This is a genomic window from Paenibacillus sp. KS1 (assembly GCF_001680695.1).
GTDB classification, from domain to species: Bacteria; Bacillota; Bacilli; order Paenibacillales; family Paenibacillaceae; genus Paenibacillus_B; species Paenibacillus_B suaedae.
The window spans coordinates 37,444-60,775 of record NZ_MAIS01000001.1; the positions used below are offsets into that span (position 1 = coordinate 37,444).

Consider the following 23,332-nt stretch of genomic DNA (forward strand, 5'->3'; position numbering starts at 1 on the left):
CGGATGCCTACTATACTAGTTGCTGATGATGATGCGAACATTCGCGAACTTGTATGTTTATTTTTACGCAAAGATGGGTTCACAACAGTTGAAGCCGCGGACGGTAAGGAAGCACTGGCCGTCTATGCCTCAACGCATGTCGATCTTGTCGTTCTTGATATTATGATGCCGGTAATGGACGGCTGGACGTTATGCAAGGAGCTCAGAAGAGCGAATCCTGATCTACCCTTGCTTATGCTGACTGCGAGAGGCGAAACATGGGAGAAAGTGAAAGGTTTCGATCTTGGGACGGACGATTATTTGACGAAACCATTCGATCCGCTAGAGTTGACGGTTCGTGTTAGAGCATTACTGAAACGATATCGGATTGGCTCCACGCAGACCATCCAGTTCGGCAATGTCACGCTTGATCGACAGACCTATAAGGTGTTGAGAGGGACGGAGTCGCTTACGCTGCCGCTCAAGGAATTCGAATTGTTATATAAGCTCGCTGGAACACCTGGACAAGTCTATACACGCGAGCAGTTGATCGATCAAATTTGGGGTATTGATTATGCAGGAGATGATCGAACGGTAGACGTACATATTAAACGCCTGCGCGAACGGTTCGCAACTACACCCGATTTTCGTATCGAAACGGTACGTGGGCTTGGGTACCGGCTTGAGGTTTACGAATGATCAGGTCCTTATATATACGTGTTGTCCTGACATTTTTAGTGTCTGTTATCGCGGGTACGATCATTTCTTTTTTTGTGTCCACTTGGATATTTGAAGGAAAATTAAACGAGAACGCACAAATCAACATTCGTAACTTTGGCCAAGATATTGTCCGGATTTACAAGACTCTTCCGTTAAGTGAAGCGGATTCGTTCGTAAGTGAAATGAAGATGCTGGATTCCTATCATATTCGGATTTACGAAGCAACGGGTCAGTTCCAATCGTACGGAAGAGTTAACGAACACAAACCTGCCATTGTGACGAAGGAGCAATTAAAGAAAGTATTAGCTGGAGGAGTTGTTCAAGACAATCCGAATGGTATTGGCAAGGTTCTCTTAGGGCTGCCATTGAAAACGGAACTGGGAACAAAAGCGATGTTCTTGGAGATGCTCGCCCCCCCTTCCACCTCCTTTGTCACCATGTGGGCATCGATCTTTGCAACCTGTTCGTTGATTGCAGGAAGCTTATTGATTCTGGTTGCCTCCATATTTTTGGTAAGACCGATCAAAAAGCTGACAAAGGCGACCAAGCGTATAGCCGCTGGTGATTTCAACGTCAAGCTGAATATTAAGCAAACGGGTGAGCTGGGTACTTTGGCTCGCAGCTTCGAAGAAATGATGCACGATTTGCAGCAACTGGAGAAGATGCGTAGGGAATTCGTAACGAATGTGTCGCACGAGGTTCAATCTCCGCTCACCTCGATTTCCGGTTATGCGCTCGCACTCAAGCAAGTAGACCTAGCAGATCACGAAAGAAGTCGTTATCTTGATATTATCATCGCTGAAGCGAAGCGGATGTCCAAGATGAGCGACAGCCTGCTCAAGCTGAGTTTGCTTGAAGCGCAGTCACAGCAACTTCGTTTGTCTACACTTAGCCTTGATGAACAGATCAGACGAGTAATCGTGGCGCTCCAACCGCAATGGTCTGCTCGCAGCATCCATTTCGAGCTCAACTTAAAGGCCATTCGCCTAACGGCTGATCATGATTTGTTAAATCAGGTATGGACGAACATAATTGGAAATAGCATTAAATTTTCGAGGGATGGCGGCATGATTGACGTCAGCATCAAACAAGATGCCAAAAACGCGATCGTCCGCATATCCGACACGGGCATTGGTATTTCCTTGGAGGATCAGAAGCGTATATTCGAACGGTTTTTCAAGGCCGATCGTTCCCATAGCCGTAAGTATGGCGGCAGCGGTATGGGGCTTGCCATCGTAAAGCAGATCGTATCGCTTCATCAAGGCGACATCCGAGTGGAGAGCGAACCAGGTGAAGGAACGACCTTCATTGTCACCTTGCCTATTACTACGCCAACAGATTAGTTAGATTCATAGGGTATCCATCGGATTGACTGGACCGCGTTCTCCATGCTGCGGCCCACATGCAAGCTTCCTTGTATGTAGGCCGCAGCATTTTTACTTGTTCATATTCAGTTCATATTGTCGTCATGAGGAGTACATTTTTGTTGGTTAAACTTTCATAAGTCGCACTGTTAAGGTAACTGAATAAACAGATCAGGACAGGAGTAGATGAGAGTGACACAAACAGAGGAAAAGAAAACGGGGAATGGAACGAAATTTAAGAAAATGCGAAGCATTTTACTTAAAATCATAGCAGCAATCGTTATCGTTATTGTTCTTTTTCTAGGGATTGTTTATATCATGAATGTGATAAGTACGAATTCGGAGAAAAAACAAATAGAGCCCTATGGTCAACACGTGTCTGTGGACGGTAAAAATATGAATGTGTTAATTCAAGGCGATGGCAAGGAAACGATCGTGCTTCTGCCTGGTTATGGAACAGCTGCACCAGCGCTTGATTTTAAGCTGCTCATCGATGAACTATCTCCAAACTACAAAGTTGTTGCAGTTGAGCCTTTCGGTTATGGGTTAAGTGATGGAACTGAAAAAGATCGAACTACAGAGAACATCGTAAGTGAGGTTCATGAAGCGCTTCAGCAGCTTAACATTAACCGATACATGCTCATGGGCCACTCCATTACAGGAATTTACGGTATTGATTATGTGAACAAGTATCCTAACGAGGTGATTGCATTTGTCGGAATCGATAGCAGTGTTCCAACACAACCAGGTGTGGATGTAAAATTCCCATTGAAAACGTTTGCATTTCTTAAAAAATCAGGTCTCCAAAGATTGGCGGTCAAATTTGGTGGCAGCCCCTATGGTGAACTCGCATTTGATGATCGCACCGTAGAGCAGATGACCATGCTGTCGAATAAAAACTCGAATAGTTCCACGATGTTAAATGAAATGGATCATATCTCCTCTAATTTCAAAGGGGCTCAAGGCTTAACATTCCGTAAAGACCTTCCACTTCTACTCTTTGTACAAGCGGATAATCAAGGTGTACCCGGATGGATTCCTCTGCATGAAGGGCAGATCAAAGACTCGGTGCATGGAAAAGTCGTCATTATGGAAGGCTCCCATTATTTACACCACACCAAATTCAAAGAAATCGCGGAGAACGTTAGAACCTTTATGAAAGAAGCAAAATAAATAGAACGAATGGAAGACCGTCCCAAAGGACGGTTTCCACAGTTTATCCAATTCGGCCTGTGTCTGGGTCAATTGATGAAAGAGGGGGATGCGTATGAGATTATTTGAAATCCTTGTAGTTCTATCCTGTTTGGCTTTACTACTAGATTTGTTGTTTATTAAAAGAAGCGCACAGAAAACAGGATTGGGTTTGTGTATAGGAAGTAGCGTTATATTCGCAGTTCAATTGTTGGTTGAGGGGTACAGATGGCAGTTGCTTTTGGTATATATGATGACGGCTCTATTCCTACTCATCGTGTTATTCAGGCATTCAAGAAAGATGGTAAATATAAAATTAGGGAAGCTGCCGAAATATAGTTTATCTTCCATCATCGTTATTTTACTTGTTGTATCTACCAGCTTGTCTGTATACTTGCCTGTCTTTCATTTGCCGAAGCTTGATGGTCCAGAGAAAGTGGGTACTCAAACATTTCATTTTACAGATCAGAATAGAGATGAAGTCTTAACTGAAGATCAAAGCGATAAGCGGGAGCTAATGGTTCAAGTTTGGTATCCTACGGAAAATAAAAATAACAACAAGAGTGAAGCGCTTTTTCCAAAAGATAAAGAAATGTTCAAAAAATATATTCAGACATACTCTAATTCTTTAAACCTTCCCGATTTTGTATTCGATTACTGGAAGTATAGTAGAACCAATTCTTATGAAAATGTAGAAATATTGCCTTCTACAAGTCCTTATCCCTTGGTATTGCTATCTCATGGTATGGGAACCAGTAGAGTTCTACATGCATCACAAGCCGAGAATCTGGCCAGTCATGGGTTTATCGTGGTCACAATCGATCATACGTATAGCACCTTTGCTACCATTTTTCCGGATGGCCGTGTAACGGACTATAAAACAAAGATGAAAACAACAGATGAGCGTAGAAAGATTGGGGATATATGGACACAAGACGTAGAGTTTGTAATTAATCAAATTGAAAAGCTAAATTCAGGGGCAATCGAAAGTCAATTTAAAGGGAAAATAGATTTAAATAACATAGGCGCGATGGGGCATTCTTTTGGGGGTGCAACGGCGTTTAATGCAACTTATTTAGATCATAGAATCAAGGCCGGGATCAATATGGACGGGTCACTCTATGAAGTGAAAAATAGAGATGTTATAAACAAGCCGTTTATGTTCATAAGATCGGGAAGTTTTAAAGACTGGTTAGTAGATTTTAAAAAGGATAAAAATCTGGATAACGAAATAAATAAACAACTTTCAGATGAGCTGCACATTATTAAAAATGTTATCAATCAGGGGGGAAGTGCGATTTATGTAGAAGGAACCGAACACTTCAATTTTACGGATCTTCAATTCTATTCTCCGTTGATTAAACTGACTGGGATAACAGGAAATATGGATGGTAAAAGAGGATCATGGATCGTAAATCAATATGTACTCGATTTCTTTAATAAGCATCTGAAAGGAACGGGTGGAAATCTGATTCAGGGACCGAATGACTTGTATCCAGAGGTGAAATTTATAGGTCCGGGAGACTTTTAACCGATAATGTCCGACTGCGTTGAGTGAATTCGTCGTTGGATGTAACGATGGTGTCAATTTGTCCATTCGGATTCTCTAAACACTGCTACCCGTATTCTCCATGTGACGCTATAGCATTTTTTCCTGTTCATACTCCGTTCATATTGTCGTCATAAGGAGTACATCGTCGTCGTATAAGCTATCTTTATTGGCGAGTAGTGGATCGCCAATAAACAGATAAGGACAGGAGAAGATGCGAATGGTAATGAGAGTGGGCAAGAAAATAGCTAAAAAACGAACTTTAATCGCCGCGTTAACCCTTGTGTTAACCATGTTGGCGCCAATGTCTGCAATGGCCGCACCAGCTACGAGTAACAGCAGTGATCTTGCTTTTGATGCGACCAAAAAAATAGTTGCTGAGAAAGCCAAGTTACTCACCGAAACATACGGCACAACAAGTCTGCAATATGCGCTTATCGATCATGGTGCGGCTTGTACGCCGGTGAGGAGCTAGTAAAACCACTCTAATCAGGTAAAGAATCTTCGACAACGATTGAAGCGGACGGCTATACGAAATGGTTCTCAATCCCAACGGCAGCTGCAGGAAAGGTCATGACGGTTACCATGCCTTCGAATAGTTCCTTTGCTGTCTATGAACAGGCGGGGATATGTATCAATCACACCGTGGTCAGCGGCAAGAATCAAGTTGTGTTGCCGGAAAACGGTAGAATTGTATTTGCTGGAGAAATTGGCTCTACATTTGAGATTTCATTAGAAAGTTAATTTATTTCATCATTTATAGAACAATGCGGATACGCCTAGTAAGGTAATTTATATTCATTATTAATTTCACTTGCCAAAGAATACAATATATTCTATTATTTCTATAAAGTAGTTCCGTCGTTGTCCAGACAGCATCGCCAAAAATTATAAATGGAGCGATTATTATGAAGAAAATTCCATTCTTAGCTTTATTGGCGGCTCTCTCGGTTATATCTATTGTGCCTGCTGCAAATGCAGAACAAGTATCGTCTCAAGTAAATGCATCATATGCTTCAACACCTAGTAACAATCCAACGATTTCAGCATCAACAAACATGCATTACGAAGGAACATTTGATTCAATATCTACTAATCTCCTCGTCAAAAAAAATATGATTGTTGATGAGGGTAAGTATGTAGCTGTGACAGCTTACGCAACATATCCAAAAGACACTTTACTCTACATGCAGCTTCAAAAAAAGAATGGAAGCTCTTGGGATATGGTTAAAGAGGACATTTTCACCGACAATATTAAGGCACACACGTACACTAAACTTAAAGCGGGTACCTACCGAGTTCAATTGTGGTATAACGGTGCTCCAAGTGGTAAAATCACCAACGGAAAAGTGAAACTCGACTGGGTCGGCGAATAGATACTTTTATCAAAAAGGCATCTCGTTCTTGAGATGTCTTTTTGTATCCCGCTTTTGCAAGACGTTAGAACCTAAAAATTCAAATTCAAAAGTCATTTTCTTTCTTGTTGACTATACTCATTTTATTTTATATAATTATCTCGAATTAGAGATACTCTAGTCCAAGATAAAGTTGTGCCATCCCAAATAGCTGTTGCTCCTATTTGTATAAATGCGAAACAGGCAGGATAGATTAATTGAGGATGGATGAAAAAGTATTGAAAATGATGCAATTAATTTATTTACACATGTTTCCACAACATATATCGATTTAAAGGATATTCGAATTTAGGAGGAAGAAAACGATGGCAAAAGATTTCTACACTGCACTTAAAGAAAGACGTACTTACTACGGAATCAATAAAGAGGTCAAAGTATCAGATGAGAGAATCAAAGAAATCGTCGAATTTGCTGTGAAACACACTCCGTCAGCGTTCAATTCACAATCTTCGCGTTTGGTTGTATTGTCTGGTGAGGCACATAATAAATTATGGGACATTACAACGGAAACATTGAGAAAAGTAGTTGGTGATGGAGACTTTTCAGGAACACAACAAAAAATGGATTCCTTCAAAGCAGGTTATGGTACTGTATTATTCTTTGAAGATGAGGCTGTAGTGAAATCACTTCAAGAACAATTTACTGCATATGCTGACAACTTCCCAATTTGGTCAAACCAAGCATCAGGTATGCACCAATTAGTGGTGTGGACAGGATTGGAAGCAGAGGGATTGGGAGCATCTTTGCAGCATTACAATCCACTGATTGATGATGAAGTGAAAAAAGAATGGAATATCCCTGCTAATTGGAAACTTATTGCGCAAATGCCATTTGGTAATCCAACAGCTGCACCAGGTGAAAAGCAATTCAAACCGTTAGAAGAGCGTGTAATGTTTCATAAGTAATTAAGTACTATGTAAACGGAACGTTCAATACAAAGAATCCATTTTGATTTTTCATTATTCAAAATGGATTCTTTTTTTGTGCCAATGAGTAATCTTCATCAAGATTGATTTTCTTTGCAGTAGTTTCTTACATAACCTAGCTGGAGGATTGAGAAGGAAACCTTATACCGCGTGCGAGATGTTCACTTTTTCTCACGATAAGCCGTTAATAAATAATATAGTAAATAATTGGACAGGTGAACTTTTTTGATTCCACCATAGTCTAATCGTTAACTATACACAGAGAACCTAATTGTCGAGAGAGGAGAAATTATGAAGTCAGTAATTGAAGTTAGAAAAGGCCGCATCGGCATTGGGTGGCTCATCGTTTGTTCGATGCTTATCCTGGCCTTATCATGCCCAACAAGTTTATATGCCCAGAGCGACGCGGTATCGGTGACATACGGCAATCAGCCAGGTTCCGTTAAGGAGTTTGTGAAATATGACGTGAGTCCATCTAATTCTGTCACATTAGGTGCGGGTTCCTCCAAGTCGATTAAAGTATACGGATATGAATCCAATGGAAAAAAAGTATCGCTTGGATCGAAGGTGCAGTGGCAGTCAGGCAACGAGCAAGTTGTGAAAATGAGCGGCGCAACGATCAAGGGCGTGGCGGAAGGAAGTACGATCGTTACAGGCGTATATGGATCACAAAGGTTTGATATTTCCGTACACGTTACTGCTACGATTAAAAAACTAATTGTAACTCCTACGAAGGTGGTGCTGTCTCCCGGGAAGTCTGCGGCTTTTTCCGTTCAGGCGGTCTATGCGGGCGGGAGCACAAGAGATGTAACTTCACAGGTGACGGCGAAAGCGTCAGGTCAGGGCATCGACGTTGGCAGTGGTGTCGTTACGGCGGTGGGGCAGCCAAAGGGGAGCGTCAGCGTAAAACTGTATTATGGAGGGAAAGGTGTAACTCTTCCCGTTGTACTACAGGAAAACTTGGTGAGTATTGAGGTTCAGCCTACGTCTCTCGTTGTGGAAGCGGGAGCTGCGAAGCCCATTAAAGTAATCGGCACTTTATCCAGCGGCAAAAAGGTGTCGCTTGCTGGCAAGATAGCATGGAAGTCCGGCAATGATCAAATTGCCAAAGTGACCGTTTCCGGCGTAAAAGGACTTACGGAGGGAACCACGAGAATTGTGGGCGTGTACGGTGATCGTACGTTTGAAATCCCGGTTCAAGTCACACCAAAGTTGAAAAAGCTGACCGTTGTGGCATCGACGGCGAAGCTTGCGCCTCATCAGTCGACGAGCTATCGAGTACAGGCCGTATACAGCAGCGGTAACACGTCTGATGTCACGTCACTTGCCAAGTCGAAGTCGAATGGCAAGGCGACTGCCAATCAAGGGATGATCACTGCAGTAAGTAAAGGGAAGGCTGTCCTTACCTTTTCATATGGCGGCAAACAAGTATCTCTGCGTATCACAGTAGAGTAGGATGATCTTGAGTTCTAGTTCTATACAAGGCCTGCACAGGTTGATGACCTGTAGAAGTAAAGCATGATGTTCGTGTTGCTCGTGATGTTAGCGTCATGAAGATGTATATATCGGAAAGCGGCAGCTCAGGATTCGTCATTCCTGATACTGCCGCTTTTCATTTGCCATTATCGAGAATCTCGTTGTCTCACAGCAACAATGTAGACGTCAATTAGACCTCTATCCGTAAGAATGTGCCCGTGCTTAGTCCGTAATAAGGAACCCGACCTTTTTGAGTGCTTCGCATACTTCATCCAATCGCTCTTCGCTTGGGGAGGTCAAGGTATGGAGATGAATTCCGTTCGTAAGCTCTGAGATGAAGGCTGCTCCGCTGCTGCGGATATTGTTCATGAAATCATATACCTCTTTGCGGGTATTGACGCGGATTTGTGCCGAGATTTGCCCGTATATGGGGTGTTCCACGATAACATCCTTGACGCCTACGCCATAATCGACGATAAGCAGCAGTTCTTCCTCACTTTGCTCGGGTGCGTGCTGAACAGCAATTACTCGCTCGAACAACGAGGCGTTTTCTTTTGTGCTTTGATCCATGTATACGTATCCTTGGCTAGTCGCGAGAATGGGTTCATTGCGCGCCTTTAGCAAGGTCATATCTTGCACGATTACTTGGCGTGATACATTGGCTCGTTGGGCCAACTCGGTTCCCGTGAGTGGGGAGGAGGACTTCAGCCAATCCAGCAGCTTCGTTCGGCGCTCTTCGCCTGTCAGCTTGATGTTAGTCGCCAATTGGATTTGCTCCTTTCAAGGACGCCAGCAATGTTAATAGGCTGTCCAGATGCTCAGTAGTTGTGGATCTGCCGAAGGAAATGCGGATAAACCGAAGCGCTTCCTCCTTGCAAAGTCCAATAGCGGCAAGAGAGGGGGAATGCTCCTGATGGCCTGCTGCACAGGCCGTTCCGGTCGAAATGCAGATTCCGTTGCGATTACATTCTAGCATAACATATTGGCCCTCCATCCCGTCAAAGAGGCACCCGGCAATATGTGGAGCAACTTCGGCGTTTTGTTCGCTAACAGCAGGGGTAAGTGGAATTCCAAGCCGCCCAGCTTGGGTGAACAAATAAGTATGAAGCTGCCGGAAGTGTGAGAACAGCTCGGCTTGATTCTCTACGCAATGTTCGGCTGCGGTCACGAAGGCGCCAATACCGGGAACATTGACTGTGCCCGCACGAAATCCGCGTTCATGATTGGTTCCTGGAAGGACAGGCTGCCAAGGGACGCGTGGGTGAAGGAAGGCGGCTCCCACCCCTTTGGGGCCATACACTTTGTGGCTGGACAACGAGCAGGCATCCACTCCCAGCTGGCGGATATCAATCGGGAGCTTGCCAAATGTCTGAACCATATCACTATGCAGGAAAATGCCTCGTGCTCTGAGTAGAGGCGACAGCTCTGCCAACGGCTGCACAATTCCTGTCTCGGAATTGGCATGCTGAATGGATACTAAGCCTGTGTCCGGTTCAAGTGCTTGTTTAAGAATTTCCTTCGTAATGATACCTCTCGTATTTGGCTCAATGAGCGTCACCCGGTATCCTAGCCGTTCCAGATAGGGAATGGCATTACGGATGGAGGCGTGCTCCATTACCGTTGTGACAAGATGCTTTCTCCCCTCTGGCAACCCGTTCAGAATGGATTGAATCGTCAATAGATTTGACTCTGATCCTCCGCTCGTAAAATACATGCCTTCCTTAACTCCACCTATCATACTTGCAAGCTTCTCTCGGCAGTATTCCAGCACATTTGCTGCACGGCCGCCTGTGTCATGAAGGCTGTGACTATTGCCGTATGCTTCGCGGCTCAATTCGGTTAGTAGGTGCAGCGCCCGTTCATCCATAGGTGCAGCAGCGGCGTAATCCAAATATATCAACGGTGAAAGTCCCCTTTATATCCTTGATATTTGTTACTCGTCATGCAGTCATGTTTCCTATGTCTATCGCAGGGATGAGTTGCCTTTATCAAAATCCTTGCTTGCAAAGTAACTGAGCTTATTGTAATGTTGTATCAGATTTACTGTCAATACAGGTGTAAAGACACATGTATATTATATGATTGTCTGTTTGTAAAGTTCATGCACTTATTTTCGAAATAAAGAAGTGAAGAGATATGGAAAAGGGAGAACACTCCGTTATTGTTGTGGGTTCTGGAGTCGCGGCATTGTCGTTATTATCCTCGCTGCCTCCACATATACACGCAACTGTATTAACCAAGGGAAAGGTGTCAGACAGCAACTCAATTCTGGCACAAGGGGGGATTGCTACCTCTTACTTGCCCGATGATACGATGCTTAGTCATATCGCAGATACACTTGAAGCCGGAGCGGGGCATAACGACCTGAACATGGTGCAGATGGTCATTCGGGAGGGCAAGGAAATTATGCTTGAGCTTGTAGAGGCTCAGTTTCCTTTTGACCGTGATCGCGATGGCAGGCTAATGCTGGGACGTGAAGGTGCTCATCGTGCGAATCGGATCTTTCATGCTGGTGGCGATGCATCTGGCAGGATGCTGGTGGAGTATTTGCTGCAACGGATCCCAAGACATGTTCATATACGTGAATTTGTTACTGTAATAGATCTTCTTGTGGAGAAAGGACACTGTAATGGTGTTGTTCTCCGAAGCAAGGAAGGGCAGATCGAGATGCTTCATGCTGATCATGTCGTGTTAGCCACAGGTGGATGTGGCAGCCTGTATCGCCATCACAGCAATCATCAGATTGCAACCGGCGATGGGCTGATGCTGGCCTATCGTGCAGGAGCGCATCTAACGGATCTAGAATTCATGCAGTTCCATCCGACGCTGCTTGTGAAGGATGACCGCAGCTATGGACTAGTGTCCGAAGCGGTGCGCGGGGAAGGCGGTGTGTTAATTGACGAGCATGGCCGCCGGATTATGGAAGGCAGACATGAACTTAAGGATTTGGCTCCACGTGATGTCGTAGCTCGTGTAATTCATGAAGAGATGCAGCAAGGGCATGCGGTGTATATAGATATTCAAGCATGTCTAGAGTTTCGAAGTCGCTTCCCGAGTATTACACGACTTTGTGAAGAAGCTGGTGTAGATCTGGAGAAGGGACGGATTCCAGTAGCCCCGGGCATGCACTTCCTCATGGGGGGCATTCAAGTTAATGAATGGGCAGAGAGCAGTATTCACGGATTATTTGCGATTGGGGAAGCCGGCTGCAACGGACTCCATGGAGCTAATCGCCTAGCGAGCAATTCATTGCTGGAAGCACTAGTTACAGGGCGCAGGGCGGCAATGCGAATTCGTGCGAGTGAACTCGGGAAACTGGGATCATGGGCCGACAAGTCTGAAGCAAACGTTGTCAGAGGAGCCAGAGCGACTGAAGCATTCACGGGTGAAGCAGCAATTACTGGCGAAGTAGGCATGGCTAAAGAAGTCGAGGCTGAAATAGTTGATGGTAATGTGCAGCACTCCATTTCGATACAGGTTCCGCAGACGTCGCTTGCTGAGCTTCAGCGTAGAATGACGGCGGCAGCAGCAATTGAACGGAATCGGGAACAATTGCAGGGCATGAAGCAGTGGTTAATGGAGATGCCGACACAGGCCTTGAAAGTGCAAAAAATCACAAGGGAACAGCTGGAGCTTGCGAACTTGTGGCAGCTGGCACAGCTTGTTACCGAGTCTGCTTTGCTGCGGGAGGAGAGCCGCGGGGCTCATTACCGGAGCGATTGTCCGAATCGTGATTATCATAATTGGGGAAGTAGACAAATTGTCCATTCCCTGACAGGAATTCAAATTGTGCGTAACGAAAGGATTGTGCCATCATGGAACGTTTTCAGTTAAGACGGCTGCTGGAATCCTTCTATGCGGAGGATATCGGAAGCGGGGATCAGACATCGTCATTTCTATTTGACGGCGAACAGTGCGAAGCGGTTATTAAAAGTAAGGCTGCTGGATTGCTTGCAGGGACGGATGTCATTACAGAGGGCTTTCGGCTGATGTCAGAGGGGATTCAGATTTCCTTACAGAAGCGAGATGGGGACTCTCTATCTAAGGGAGAACCAATAGCAGTCTTACAGGGACCTGCGGGAGCAATGCTGACTGGAGAGCGCGTTGTCCTGAACTTGCTGCAGCGCATGTCTGCGATTGCGACTCAGACGCGACAAGCGATTCGGCTGCTCGATGACGAGCATACCCGAATTTGTGATACGCGCAAGACGATGCCGGGTCTGCGCATGCTCGACAAGTATGCGGTGCGTGTAGGCGGCGGCTATAATCATCGCTTCGGTCTATATGACGGCATTATGATCAAGGACAATCATATTGCGGCTTGCGGCTCGATCACAGAGGCGGTTAGACGAGCGCGATCTTATGCTGGCCACATGATTCGGATTGAGGTAGAGATTGAATCGGAGGCACAGCTGTTGGAGGCTATTGCCGCGCAGGCAGATGTCATTATGTTCGATAACCGCTCACCGGAAGAAGTGAAGCACTTCGCGTCATTAACACCAGGAAGCATCATAACTGAGGCATCAGGCGGCATTACGTTTAATACTCTTCACCAGTATCGGGGAACAGGTGTGAATTATATATCGCTCGGATTTTTGACTCATTCGGTACACAGTTTAGACATTAGCATGGATGTAGAACTTCGTTAAGGAACAGAGGAGGAGAGAGACGATGTCCATATTGGAAGTGATGAGAGGCGAACATGGCATGATGCCTGAGCACTATAAGCGGCTGAGTGTGGAAGAGATGGAGCAGCGGGTGCGTGATATCAAGCAGCGATTCGGCTCGAGATTGTTGATTCCCGGCCACCATTATCAGAAGGATGAGGTCATTCAGTTTGCCGACATTACAGGGGACTCGCTGCAGCTTGCTCAGCGAATTACAGATGCAGAGTTTATTGTCTTTTGTGGTGTTCACTTCATGGCAGAGACGGCTGACATGCTGTCATCTCCGAGTCAAGTCGTTGTGCTCCCAGATGTGCGTGCTGGCTGTTCGATGGCGGATATGGCAAATATGCAGCAGACCGAGGTGGCGTGGGAACGTCTGCAGGCAGTGTATGGAGACACCATTGTTCCGTTAACCTATGTCAATTCATCGGCTGAGATTAAGGCCTTCGTTGGCCGACATGGAGGCGCGACGGTAACCTCATCTAACGCGAAGGAAGTATTGGCATGGGCGTTCAAGCAGAAGGAGCGAATTCTCTTCCTGCCGGATCAGCATCTAGGGCGGAATACGGCTTATGATCTGGGCATTCCGCTGCGCGACATGGCGTTGTGGGATCCAGAGCTGAGCGAGCTGGTAACAGATCGTGAGGATGTGCAAGGCATTCAGGTTATCTTGTGGAAGGGGCATTGCTCAGTACATGAGAAGTTCACGGTAGACAATATTCGCAGTGTTCGGGAGCGGGATTCGGAGCTTCAGATTATCGTTCACCCTGAATGCTCGCGTGAAGTCGTTGCGTTATCGGATTATGCAGGATCCACGAAGTATATCATTGATACGATCAATGCCGCGGAACCCGGAACGAAGTGGGCCATCGGAACGGAAATGAATCTCGTGAACCGTATCATTCAAACTCACCCGGATAAGCAGATTGAATCGCTCAATCCGAATATGTGCCCATGCTTAACGATGAATCGGATCGACCTGCCTCATTTGCTCTGGTCATTGGAGCAGATTGACCAAGGCAAGCCGGTAGGCATTATTACGGTGCCGGAATCGATCAAGGTCGATGCTGTTAAGGCGCTGGATCGAATGCTGCAGATTTAGGTAAGAGCTATTAGAGGCGAGCGCATTTTTGGAGATAACTATATATTGCTGATTGAGAGCCGCAGGTGCATAGAGAATGTACACGCTATTTTCCATTATACCCAGCAATGGTTTCACAGTATTGACACCAGTATGCTATAGGGGGGGGTGGTATACTGGTGTCAATACGAATCAAACACCATGCGTAAGGGAGAGGTCTTGGATGGAAATCGCAATCATGCTATACGATGGAATCACAGCCTTATACGAAATTGGGCCCTATGAAGTATTTGCGGCTACAATGAAATGCAAAGTGAAGTTTGTCGCCAAAGAAAAAGGGTTGATTAAATTAGATTCGAAAATGGGCTATATGCATGCCGATTACAGCTTTTCGGAGATTACTTCAGCTGATATTCTTGTCGTGCCTGGGTGCAGCCCACCAAACTATAAAGCTCCGATGAATGATGAAGCGACGTTGAATTGGATACGCCAATTGCATGAGACCACGACTTGGACAACATCGGTGTGCAACGGTTCCTTGATATTGAGTGCTGCGGGCTTGTTGAATGGTGCCAAGGCAACGAGTCATTGGGGATCTTTCGAACTACTTCGCTCTCTTGGAGCCATTCCAACAGAGGAGAGAGTGGTTCGCGATGGAAAAATTGTCACAGCGGCTGGCATCTCTTCCGGTATCGACATGGCACTCCAATTGGTAGCCTGGGAAATGGGTGAAGAGATGAGCAAAGGAGTGCAGTTGATTTTGGAATATGATCCTCAGCCTCCGTTTGATGCAGGTTCGCCCCATAAAGCGCCGGCGCCATTGGTAGAACAGATAAGAGGAATGCTTCAACAGTTCTCACAGCAGGAGCCGAATTTATAAATTGCATTAAGTCTATCAGGTCTGGATACAGGGGTGGATAAGAGTAGAGTGAGTTACCAGCAGCTGAAAATAGAAAGCAGCAGTCTAGGACTTTATTCGGGTGCTAGACTGCTGCTTTTTCATTTCCTAGACGACCTACATTACATTACTTCAGCAACGCAAGCGTCGCTCTGATCGCATTATCAATAAATGATTGCTGTGGACGAGACTTTAACATAACAGTCAGTCCAATTAGCGAGATGATGAGCGCTTGTGACAAAGCCTTCGCTTCTATATGAGCATCGAGCTCGCTTGATTGAATCCCGCGTTCTATCGTTTCTTGAAAAATGACAGACAAGTACATTTGATGTTCTCTTGTTAGAATTTCGAATTTCTCATCATGAGGCGCAAGTTCGACCATGGTATTAATGCAAAAACAACCCCGACTGCAATCACCTGCATATTCCTCAGTAACCACATCTGCAAAAAACGCAGCAAATGCTTCTTTGACAGAAGAGTGGCTTTGAAGCTTGTCACGTGTCTCAGAAGCCCGGGACATCATGTATTTGCGCAGCGCAGTTTCGAACAATTCTTTTTTGTCTCCAAAGGCAGCGTATATGCTAGGGCGCTGAATACCCATTCTGGAGGTTAAATCGCTTAACGAGGTAGCCTCATAACCCTTCTCCCAAAATAGCTGCATAGCCGCATCTAATACTTTGCTTTCGTCAAATTCACGAGTTCTTGCCACAATACATACCTCTCTTTTTACGTACTGACCAGTATGCTATTATTTTATGATTTGCTGTTCTTTTAGTCAAATATAGGTCGGACTATCCTAATTGAGAGAGGATGGACATTTCAACAAACGCTAATGAATTCAAATATACTTGTTGACAATAGGAGTTGGCGTCAGATATATTTACTGGGAATTATAACATACCGATCGGTACAGTATGATAATCACTAAGTTAAGCGAATGGAGGTAAAGTGTGTCCAACATGGAGGAGGTTCTAGAAAAGGCGGCGATTCATGCCCATTCCAAGGGAAATTCCGCACAGGAATCACAGCTTACGCTTGATTCTGATCAGCGCACGACGATGTCTCGTTATGTGATTCTGTTGTTTGCGGCTGCTTGCGGCATGTCTGTCGCCAATATCTACTTCGCCCAGCCACTGCTCGATCAGCTGTCGGTTGAGTTTGGTATTGAGCATTCGCTCATTGGCATCGTGATTACGATCACTCAGATCTTTTATGGACTGGGTTTGCTTCTGCTGGTACCACTTGGAGATATGTTGAACCAACGTCGGTTAATTATTGGACAGATGCTATTGTCCATGATCGCTCTCGTTATCGTGGGAACGGCTCCTACCAGCACCGTTCTATTTGTTGGCATGGCATTGGTGGGACTGCTTGCCGTAGTGACGCAGACGCTTGTGGCGCTTGCGGCAACGATGGCTGCTCCCGCTGAACGAGGACGCGTCGTTGGCATTGTCACAAGCGGAATTGTCATAGGCATTCTGCTTGCCCGATCCATTGCTGGTATTGTAACGGATCTTGCAGGTTGGCGTGCCGTATATCTAGTCTCCGCCGCGCTGCTGCTATTTATCGTTTGTATGTTTGCTAGAGTGCTGCCCCATATGGAGCGTGAGGTCAAATCATTGTCCTATCCTCAGCTGCTCGGATCCGTGATTACGTTGTTTGTACAAGAACGGATGCTGCGTATCCGCTCTGTCCTGGCGCTGCTGATTTTTGCTGATTTCAGCATTTTGTGGACTTCACTCGTACTGCCGCTCAGTGCGCCGCCGCTATCGCTCTCACACAGTGCTATCGGGGCGTTTGGACTGGCAGGTGTTGCCGGAGCGTTAGCGGCAGCACGGGCTGGGAAGCTGGCTGATCGAGGCTATGGACAGAGAACGACGGGCTTTTCCCTGGTTCTACTGCTGCTCTCATGGTTGTTCATCCGCTATACGGAGCAGTCCTTGTTCGCATTAATGATTGGCATAGTTCTGCTGGACTTGGCGGTGCAAGCCGTACACGTCACGAATCAGACGATGATTCTTCCTTTGCGCGCAGAGGCGCGAAGTCGACTAACTGCCGGATACATGGTGTTCTATTCGATCGGCAGCGCAAGCGGCTCAATTGCTTCAACCCATGTCTATGCACATTATGGCTGGGGAGGCGTATGCTTGCTCGGAGCCTCTGTCAGTGCAGCAGCTCTCCTTTTTTGGACAATAACCAGACGCGTTGGTGCTGCTGCATGAAGGTAAGCTGGCGTCCTATGATCTACAGATTCAGCATCATGAATCGGATTGCTTACCACCTCACTCAACAGAATTGAATAATCACTCGAAATGAAGATGTATACGACGTTAAATAAATGTTCTCAAGCCTACTCGATATGCTGTGAACGATACGATAAGGAGAGATTGTCCGTGGAGATTGGTATTACTTCGTTTGTAGAAACAAAGCCGGATATTCAGACTGGTGAAGTGATCAGTCACGCACAGCGACTGCGCGAAGTCGTAGAGGAAATTGTACTTGCTGATCAGGTGGGACTTGATGTGTTCGGCATAGGGGAGCATCATCGCGAGGACTATGCGGCATCTTCACCTGCAATCGTGTTGGCAGCGGCTGCCTCACGGACGTCGCGCATTCGGCTGACGAGTGCGGTGACGGTACTTTCTTCAGCAGATCCAGTACGCGTTTATCAGGATTTTGCTGCGCTTGATGGGATTTCAAATGGACGTGCTGAAATTATGGCGGGCCGGGGTTCCTTTGTCGAATCTTTTCCCCTGTTTGGCTATGATTTGAACGATTATGATTAGTTATTTGAAGAACATTTGGAATTGCTTCTCCACATAAGAGAGTCTGAGAGGGTTACCTGGTCAGGGCGGCATCGGCCAGCGAATCGCAATCTGGGCGTGTATCCGCGTTCGGTTCAAGATCCATTGCCGGTATGGATTGGGAGCGGGGGGAATCATGAGTCCGCTATCCGTGCAGGTCTGCTAGGGCTGCCGCTGATGCTGGCGATCATTGGTGGAAGTCCGATGAACTTTGCACCGCTTGTGCAGCTGTATAAGAAAGCGGCCGCGCATGCTGGTCATGATGAATCAAGGCTGCAGGTCGGTTCACATTCGATAGGATTTGTTGCAGAGGATACGGTATCAGCAGCTGATATGTATTTCCCGTCTACCCAGGCAGGCATGAATAAACTCGGCAAGGAGCGGGGCTGGGCGTATTATGACCGTTCCAGCTTCGACGCCGCCCGCAGCTTTGAAGGAGCGCTATATGTTGGCGATCCGGACACGGTTGCTCACAAGATCATACACCTTCGCAAGCACATAGGCATTACACGCTTTATGATGTATGTGCCCTTAAGTACGATGCCGCATGACCAAGTAATGAGAGCGATTGAGCTGTTAGGGACGGAGGTTGCGCCACGAGTTCGGGAAGAAATTAGCAAGTGGGAAGCTGAAGCGGGAATTCAAGCGTAATGCAAAGTTGTTATAGATAATAGAACAAGTGCTTCGAAACTACATCTCAGTATGGGAGGAGCTTACATGAATTTTGAAAGTCGGGTATTGCCGGAATTAAGAGCGGCATTAGCACAATTTCCAGGTTTTCAACTAGAGGAGAAATTAGCGTGGAGCAGAAGCTTGTTGTCGAATCCTCCGATTGAGAAGTCAGAGCATGTACATACGACAAGCCAGATGATTCCGGGGGCAGCAGGCGAGATGTTGGCCAAAGTATACGAACCTGCCTCGCGAACGGGCGCCAAGCTTCCAGCCATGCTGTGGATTCATGGAGGAGGCTATGTAATGGGACATCCGGATAAGGACGATACCTTGTGCGAACGCTTCGTGCAGGCAGCGAATTGCATCGTTGTATCGGTCGATTACCGACTTGCTCCCGAGCATCCCTACCCAGCTGCAATCGATGATTGTTATGCCGGCCTGATATGGATGACGAATGAAGCCGAATCGTTAGGCATTGATGTAGATCGAGTCGCGATAGCTGGTGCGAGTGGAGGCGGCGGTCTAACCGCAGCGCTTGCCTTAATGGCTCGCGACAAAGGCGGTCCGGCCCTTATCTTCCAAATGCCGCTGTATCCGATGCTCGACAACCGAAATAAGTCGGCATCAAGCTATGAAGTTATGGCCGACAACGCAACCTGGAACCGGACGAATAACGTAGCAGCCTGGAGCATGTACTTGGGAGATGCTAGCGACACTCGCGAAGTATCCCCATATGCGGTGCCGTCGAGCGCAGAAAGTTTGGCGGGGCTGCCGCCGACCTATACGTGTATTGGTCAGCTCGATCTGTTCCGAGATGAGACGATCGATTATGTGACTCGACTTGCGGAAGCGGGGGTAGATGTTGAGTTCCATCTGTATCCTGGAAGCTATCATGGCTTCGAAGTGTTCGTCCCCGACGCGGAAGTGAGCCGACGCGCAAGCCAGGGCTATGTGGATGCGATGGCCAAGGCGCTTAATCCGTCAGTCTGCTGATGCACCATACTTGACAGAAATGAATACACATGTAATAGTAAATGAAATGGATATATTTGCCTATCTAATTCAAATGAAAGGGCGATGCAGAGTGATGCGCGTTCATCATTGTTACTGGGATGAGCAATTTCATAGGTCGGCCCTTTTGAACAAGAGGCTGTGTGGAAGCTAACGACTTCCGCACAGCCTCTTTCTTTTGGTAAAGCAAGAAAGGAGAGGGATGGTTGTGGCAGTTAAACATTTGCAACAGAAAGAGCATACGGGGCCAATCACGCTGGACGGAGGACAATTGACACTAGGTCAACTGACTGCGATTGCCTATGGTTACGCTCCAGTTGTTCTCGCGTCCGACGCCGTACAGCGCTTCATGCGATGCCGTGAAATGGTCGAGAATTTGTGGATGCGAATAAAGTGGTATATGGGGTGACTACTGGATTCGGCAAATTCAGCGATGTCATGATTTCGCCAGAGGATTCGGCAGAATTGCAAGCCAACTTAATTCGGAGTCATGCCTGTGCCGTTGGTTCTTCCTTGCCAGTGGCAGCGGTGCGCACGATCATGCTGCTGCGGGCGAACGCCCTTGCTAAAGGCTTCTCCGGCATTCGTCTGGAAACGCTTCAATTGCTTATTGACTGTCTAAATCGGGGCGTTCATCCGGTGATCCCTGAGCAGGGATCACTTGGCGCGAGCGGAGATTTGGCCCCATTGTCGCACTTGGCGCTTGTTCTTATGGGTGAAGGGGAAGCTGTCTATCATGGAACGCGCATGTCCGGTCATGATGCATTGGCATCGGCAGGACTCAAGCCCGTACAACTGCAGGCCAAGGAAGGATTGTCGCTCATCAATGGCACACAGATTATGACAGCAATCGGTGCACTGACTTATGTGCATGCACTGCGGCTTGCCAAGACGGCGGATGCGATCGCGGCTCTGACGGTGGAGTGCTTGCATGGGATTACGGATGCGTTCGCGGATGAGCTTCAGCGCGTCCGGCCTTATCCAGAGCAGATTGGCGTCGCTGCCAATCTAAGAACACTGCTGAGCGGCAGTCAGTTGACGACGAAGCAAGGCGACATTCGTGTGCAGGATGCCTATTCCCTGCGCTGCTTGCCTCAGGTTCATGGCGCATCGCGACAGGTGCTTGCTTATGTGGAGGATAAGTTGAATGTGGAGATGAACGCAGCGACCGATAATCCGCTCTTGTTTTTGGAACAGGGCACAGTCATCTCGGGCGGGAATTTCCATGGACAGCCGATGGCGTTTGCGATGGATTTCTTGAAAATAGGGATGAGCGAGCTAGCCAACATAGCGGAGCGGCGCACGGAGCGGCTAGTCAATCCGGCATTGTCTGGCGGGCTGCCCGCTTTCCTTAGCCATCAGCCTGGTATGGCGTCTGGCATGATGATTCCGCAGTACGTGAGCGCATCGCTCGTCTCGGAGAACAAAGTACTGGCTCATCCGGCGAGCGTCGATTCGATCCCTTCCTCCGCCAATCAGGAGGATCATGTATCGATGGGCACGACGGCTGCCCGCCATGCGGCACAAGTGGTAGACAATGTGTCCAAGGTTCTGGCTATTGAGCTGATCTGTGCGGCAGAAGCCGCCGAGTTCCGAGGCGCAGAGAAGCTGGCTCCTTCGACGCGTGCGCTCTTCGACTTGGTGCGCAAGCTTGTACCGCCGGTAACGACGGATCGCTCTTTAAGCAAGGAGATTGAAGCCGTTGCATCTGCGCTTAGCAGAGGGGAGTTCCTTCATGCCGTAGAGGAAGTAGCAGGCCGATTATATTAAGTCGACTTCAAGAAGAGAACATCAGGTTTCATATGAAAAGGAGGCGTAACAAGATGAATCAGGTAAAGAGAAGCATTCGTGCACCGCGCGGTAATGAATTGACATGCAAGGGGTGGGTTCAGGAAGCAGCCATGCGCATGCTGATGAACAATTTGGATCCAGAAGTGGCGGAACGACCAGAAGACTTGGTGGTCTATGGCGGGATTGGCAAGGCGGCACGCAACTGGCCTTCCTACGAGGCCATTGTCCGTGAACTGCAGCGGCTGGAGAGCGATGAGACGCTGCTTATTCAATCCGGCAAGCCGGTCGGTGTATTCCGCACACACGAACGGGCACCCCGCGTGCTCTTGTCGAACTCTGTGCTCGTACCGAATTGGGCGAACTGGGATCACTTCCGTGAGCTCGAACGCAAAGGGCTGATGATGTATGGCCAGATGACTGCGGGAAGCTGGATTTATATTGGGACGCAAGGCATTCTCCAAGGCACATATGAAACGTTCGCTGAAGCTGCTCGTCAGCATGCAGGAGGGTCGCTTCGCGGCACGCTTACATTAACGGCCGGTCTTGGCGGCATGGGTGGTGCCCAGCCTCTTGCTGTGACGATGAACGATGGCGTTGTGATTGCAGTCGAGGCAGATCGTTCTCGGATTGAACGCCGAATTGAAACGCGTTACTGTGATGTATTGGCCGAGACCCTAGATGAAGCATTGGAACTCGCACATCAATCAATCAATGAGCAGAGGCCGTTATCGATCGGATTGCTTGGCAATGCGGCAGAGCTGTTCCCTGAATTTGTGCGCCGCGGCATCAAGCCCGACTTCGTAACCGATCAGACTTCTGCTCATGATCCGCTCAACGGTTACATCCCGGCTGGATACAGTTTGGAAGAAGCGGCTGCCCTTCGCGTCCGTGATCCGAAGCATTATATCGAGCTGGCGAAGGCCAGTATGACAGTTCATGTGCAGGCGATGCTGGACCTGCAGAAGCTCGGATCTGTTGTGTTCGATTACGGCAACAACATTCGCCAAGTGGCATTCGATCAAGGCGTGCAAGACGCGTTCGCATTTCCGGGCTTTGTTCCGGCTTATATTCGTCCGCTCTTCTGCGAGGGCAAGGGGCCATTCCGCTGGGCCGCCTTATCGGGCGATCCAGAAGATATTCGCAAGACAGATGAACTCGTATTGAAGCTGTTCCCCGATAATGATCATTTGCGCCGCTGGATTACGATGGCCCAAGAGAGGGTGTCCTTCCAAGGTCTGCCGGCCCGTATTTGCTGGCTCGGATATGGAGATCGCGCCAAGTTCGGCTTGGCGATTAATGAGATGGTGAAGTCAGGCGAGTTAAGCGCTCCGATCGTTATTGGTCGCGATCATCTCGACTGCGGCTCCGTTGCTTCCCCGAACCGCGAGACGGAGGCAATGAAGGACGGCTCCGACGCAGTAGGCGACTGGGCAATCTTGAATGCACTTATTAATACATCGGCAGGTGCCTCATGGGTATCTGTCCATCACGGCGGCGGCGTTGGCATGGGATATTCCTTGCATGCCGGTATGGTCGTCGTTGCCGACGGCACGGATGAAGCTGCGGAACGCCTGCGCTGCGTCTTGACGACTGATCCGGGGATGGGGGTTATCCGCCACGTAGACGCAGGATATGATGAAGCGGTTGCGACCGCGGATCAGCATGGAATCTGTATTCCAATGCGTCAACAGTCCTGAGAGCACGGAATCAACATTGCAATGCGCCAGCAGTCCTGACAGCACGGGAAATTGCCGATAGTACGGCGAAGTACCAACGGAATATTTCCTT

Annotated in this window: 19 protein-coding genes and 2 pseudogenes; 18 read left to right on the forward strand and 3 right to left on the reverse strand. The window is 47.5% G+C overall.

The annotated features are described in order from the left end of the window. Positions 1–3: 3 nt before the first annotated feature. The 9 genes from BBG47_RS00165 to BBG47_RS00200 all read left to right on the forward strand — a co-directional run bounded on the left by BBG47_RS00165 (position 4) and on the right by BBG47_RS00200 (position 8,599). Positions 4–678 (forward strand): response regulator transcription factor, encoded by a 675-nt coding sequence (locus BBG47_RS00165; RefSeq protein ID WP_065290018.1) that lies wholly within the window; start codon positions 4–6, stop codon positions 676–678. Next, entirely contained in the window at positions 675–2,042 is a 1,368-nt protein-coding gene (locus BBG47_RS00170; protein WP_021259891.1) for a sensor histidine kinase, read from the forward strand. The genes BBG47_RS00165 and BBG47_RS00170 overlap by 4 nt, the downstream gene beginning before the upstream one ends. A gap of 213 nt (positions 2,043–2,255) precedes the next feature. Next, positions 2,256–3,236: an alpha/beta hydrolase gene (locus tag BBG47_RS00175; RefSeq protein ID WP_065290019.1), complete on the forward strand. Its 981-nt coding sequence runs from the start codon at positions 2,256–2,258 to the stop codon at positions 3,234–3,236. Between the two features lie 94 nt (positions 3,237–3,330). Continuing rightward, positions 3,331–4,785: an alpha/beta hydrolase family protein gene (locus tag BBG47_RS00180; protein ID WP_065290020.1), complete on the forward strand. Its 1,455-nt coding sequence runs from the start codon at positions 3,331–3,333 to the stop codon at positions 4,783–4,785. Positions 4,786–5,023: 238 nt separating this feature from the next. Next, entirely contained in the window at positions 5,024–5,278 is a 255-nt protein-coding gene (locus BBG47_RS29360; RefSeq protein WP_065290021.1) for a hypothetical protein, read from the forward strand. 98 nt (positions 5,279–5,376) lie between these two features. Continuing rightward, positions 5,377–5,547 (forward strand): hypothetical protein, encoded by a 171-nt coding sequence (locus BBG47_RS31165; protein WP_175400455.1) that lies wholly within the window; start codon positions 5,377–5,379, stop codon positions 5,545–5,547. A gap of 164 nt (positions 5,548–5,711) precedes the next feature. Continuing rightward, on the forward strand, positions 5,712–6,179 hold the full coding sequence (locus tag BBG47_RS00190; protein ID WP_065290022.1) for a hypothetical protein: 468 nt from the start codon (positions 5,712–5,714) through the stop codon (positions 6,177–6,179). Between the two features lie 344 nt (positions 6,180–6,523). Continuing rightward, entirely contained in the window at positions 6,524–7,123 is a 600-nt protein-coding gene (locus tag BBG47_RS00195) for a nitroreductase family protein (RefSeq protein WP_065290023.1), read from the forward strand. A 312-nt stretch (positions 7,124–7,435) separates the two neighbouring features. Next, positions 7,436–8,599: an Ig-like domain-containing protein gene (locus BBG47_RS00200; RefSeq protein ID WP_065290024.1), complete on the forward strand. Its 1,164-nt coding sequence runs from the start codon at positions 7,436–7,438 to the stop codon at positions 8,597–8,599. 243 nt (positions 8,600–8,842) lie between these two features. Here the strand turns inward: BBG47_RS00200 and BBG47_RS00205 are convergent, their stop codons facing one another. Together BBG47_RS00205 and BBG47_RS00210 are read right to left on the reverse strand one after the other, a co-directional pair. After that, positions 8,843–9,385 carry a transcription repressor NadR gene (locus BBG47_RS00205; protein ID WP_021259883.1) on the reverse strand — a complete coding sequence of 181 codons (543 nt, stop codon included), beginning with the start codon at positions 9,383–9,385 and terminating at the stop codon, positions 8,843–8,845. Continuing rightward, complete coding sequence (locus tag BBG47_RS00210; RefSeq protein WP_065290025.1) at positions 9,375–10,520, reverse strand: IscS subfamily cysteine desulfurase; 1,146 nt, start codon at positions 10,518–10,520, stop codon at positions 9,375–9,377. The genes BBG47_RS00205 and BBG47_RS00210 overlap by 11 nt, the downstream gene beginning before the upstream one ends. Before the next feature lie 236 nt (positions 10,521–10,756). Here BBG47_RS00210 and nadB point away from each other — a divergent pair, with 236 nt between their 5' ends. From nadB to BBG47_RS00230, 4 genes are all read left to right on the forward strand, one after another. Beyond that, positions 10,757–12,454: an L-aspartate oxidase gene (gene nadB / locus BBG47_RS00215; RefSeq protein ID WP_065290026.1), complete on the forward strand. Its 1,698-nt coding sequence runs from the start codon at positions 10,757–10,759 to the stop codon at positions 12,452–12,454. Then, entirely contained in the window at positions 12,436–13,269 is an 834-nt protein-coding gene (gene nadC, locus BBG47_RS00220) for a carboxylating nicotinate-nucleotide diphosphorylase (RefSeq protein WP_065290027.1), read from the forward strand. The genes nadB and nadC overlap by 19 nt, the downstream gene beginning before the upstream one ends. Before the next feature lie 22 nt (positions 13,270–13,291). After that, positions 13,292–14,389 (forward strand): quinolinate synthase NadA, encoded by a 1,098-nt coding sequence (gene nadA / locus BBG47_RS00225; protein WP_065290028.1) that lies wholly within the window; start codon positions 13,292–13,294, stop codon positions 14,387–14,389. A gap of 202 nt (positions 14,390–14,591) precedes the next feature. Further along, positions 14,592–15,248, forward strand: a complete 657-nt coding sequence (locus BBG47_RS00230; protein WP_065290029.1) for a DJ-1/PfpI family protein — start codon at positions 14,592–14,594, stop codon at positions 15,246–15,248. A 145-nt stretch (positions 15,249–15,393) separates the two neighbouring features. Here BBG47_RS00230 and BBG47_RS00235 read toward each other — a convergent pair whose 3' ends face one another. Further along, positions 15,394–15,975, reverse strand: a complete 582-nt coding sequence (locus tag BBG47_RS00235) for a TetR/AcrR family transcriptional regulator (protein WP_065290030.1) — start codon at positions 15,973–15,975, stop codon at positions 15,394–15,396. Positions 15,976–16,225: 250 nt separating this feature from the next. Between BBG47_RS00235 and BBG47_RS00240 the strand changes: the two genes are divergently transcribed. From BBG47_RS00240 to hutU, 5 genes and pseudogenes are all read left to right on the forward strand, one after another. After that, on the forward strand, positions 16,226–17,488 hold the full coding sequence (locus BBG47_RS00240) for an MFS transporter (RefSeq protein WP_065290132.1): 1,263 nt from the start codon (positions 16,226–16,228) through the stop codon (positions 17,486–17,488). Positions 17,489–17,659: 171 nt separating this feature from the next. Beyond that, positions 17,660–18,721: pseudogene (locus tag BBG47_RS00245) on the forward strand (LLM class flavin-dependent oxidoreductase). 66 nt (positions 18,722–18,787) lie between these two features. Further along, positions 18,788–19,735: an alpha/beta hydrolase gene (locus BBG47_RS00250; protein ID WP_065290031.1), complete on the forward strand. Its 948-nt coding sequence runs from the start codon at positions 18,788–18,790 to the stop codon at positions 19,733–19,735. A gap of 220 nt (positions 19,736–19,955) precedes the next feature. Then, positions 19,956–21,523, forward strand: a pseudogene (hutH, locus tag BBG47_RS00255) (histidine ammonia-lyase). A gap of 53 nt (positions 21,524–21,576) precedes the next feature. Beyond that, positions 21,577–23,241, forward strand: a complete 1,665-nt coding sequence (gene hutU / locus BBG47_RS00260; protein WP_065290032.1) for a urocanate hydratase — start codon at positions 21,577–21,579, stop codon at positions 23,239–23,241. Positions 23,242–23,332: the final 91 nt, after the last annotated feature.

Coding starts and splice junctions, on each gene's coding strand:
- BBG47_RS00165 (WP_065290018.1), top strand. CDS start 4: ATGCCTACTATACTAGTTGCTGATGATGATGCGAACATTCGCGAACTT.
- BBG47_RS00170 (WP_021259891.1), top strand. CDS start 675: ATGATCAGGTCCTTATATATACGTGTTGTCCTGACATTTTTAGTGTCT.
- BBG47_RS00180 (WP_065290020.1), top strand. CDS start 3,331: ATGAGATTATTTGAAATCCTTGTAGTTCTATCCTGTTTGGCTTTACTA.
- BBG47_RS29360 (WP_065290021.1), top strand. CDS start 5,024: ATGGTAATGAGAGTGGGCAAGAAAATAGCTAAAAAACGAACTTTAATC.
- BBG47_RS31165 (WP_175400455.1), top strand. CDS start 5,377: ATGACGGTTACCATGCCTTCGAATAGTTCCTTTGCTGTCTATGAACAG.
- BBG47_RS00190 (WP_065290022.1), top strand. CDS start 5,712: ATGAAGAAAATTCCATTCTTAGCTTTATTGGCGGCTCTCTCGGTTATA.
- BBG47_RS00195 (WP_065290023.1), top strand. CDS start 6,524: ATGGCAAAAGATTTCTACACTGCACTTAAAGAAAGACGTACTTACTAC.
- BBG47_RS00200 (WP_065290024.1), top strand. CDS start 7,436: ATGAAGTCAGTAATTGAAGTTAGAAAAGGCCGCATCGGCATTGGGTGG.
- nadB (WP_065290026.1), top strand. CDS start 10,757: ATGGAAAAGGGAGAACACTCCGTTATTGTTGTGGGTTCTGGAGTCGCG.
- nadC (WP_065290027.1), top strand. CDS start 12,436: ATGGAACGTTTTCAGTTAAGACGGCTGCTGGAATCCTTCTATGCGGAG.
- nadA (WP_065290028.1), top strand. CDS start 13,292: ATGTCCATATTGGAAGTGATGAGAGGCGAACATGGCATGATGCCTGAG.
- BBG47_RS00230 (WP_065290029.1), top strand. CDS start 14,592: ATGGAAATCGCAATCATGCTATACGATGGAATCACAGCCTTATACGAA.
- BBG47_RS00240 (WP_065290132.1), top strand. CDS start 16,226: ATGGAGGAGGTTCTAGAAAAGGCGGCGATTCATGCCCATTCCAAGGGA.
- BBG47_RS00250 (WP_065290031.1), top strand. CDS start 18,788: ATGAATTTTGAAAGTCGGGTATTGCCGGAATTAAGAGCGGCATTAGCA.
- hutU (WP_065290032.1), top strand. CDS start 21,577: ATGAATCAGGTAAAGAGAAGCATTCGTGCACCGCGCGGTAATGAATTG.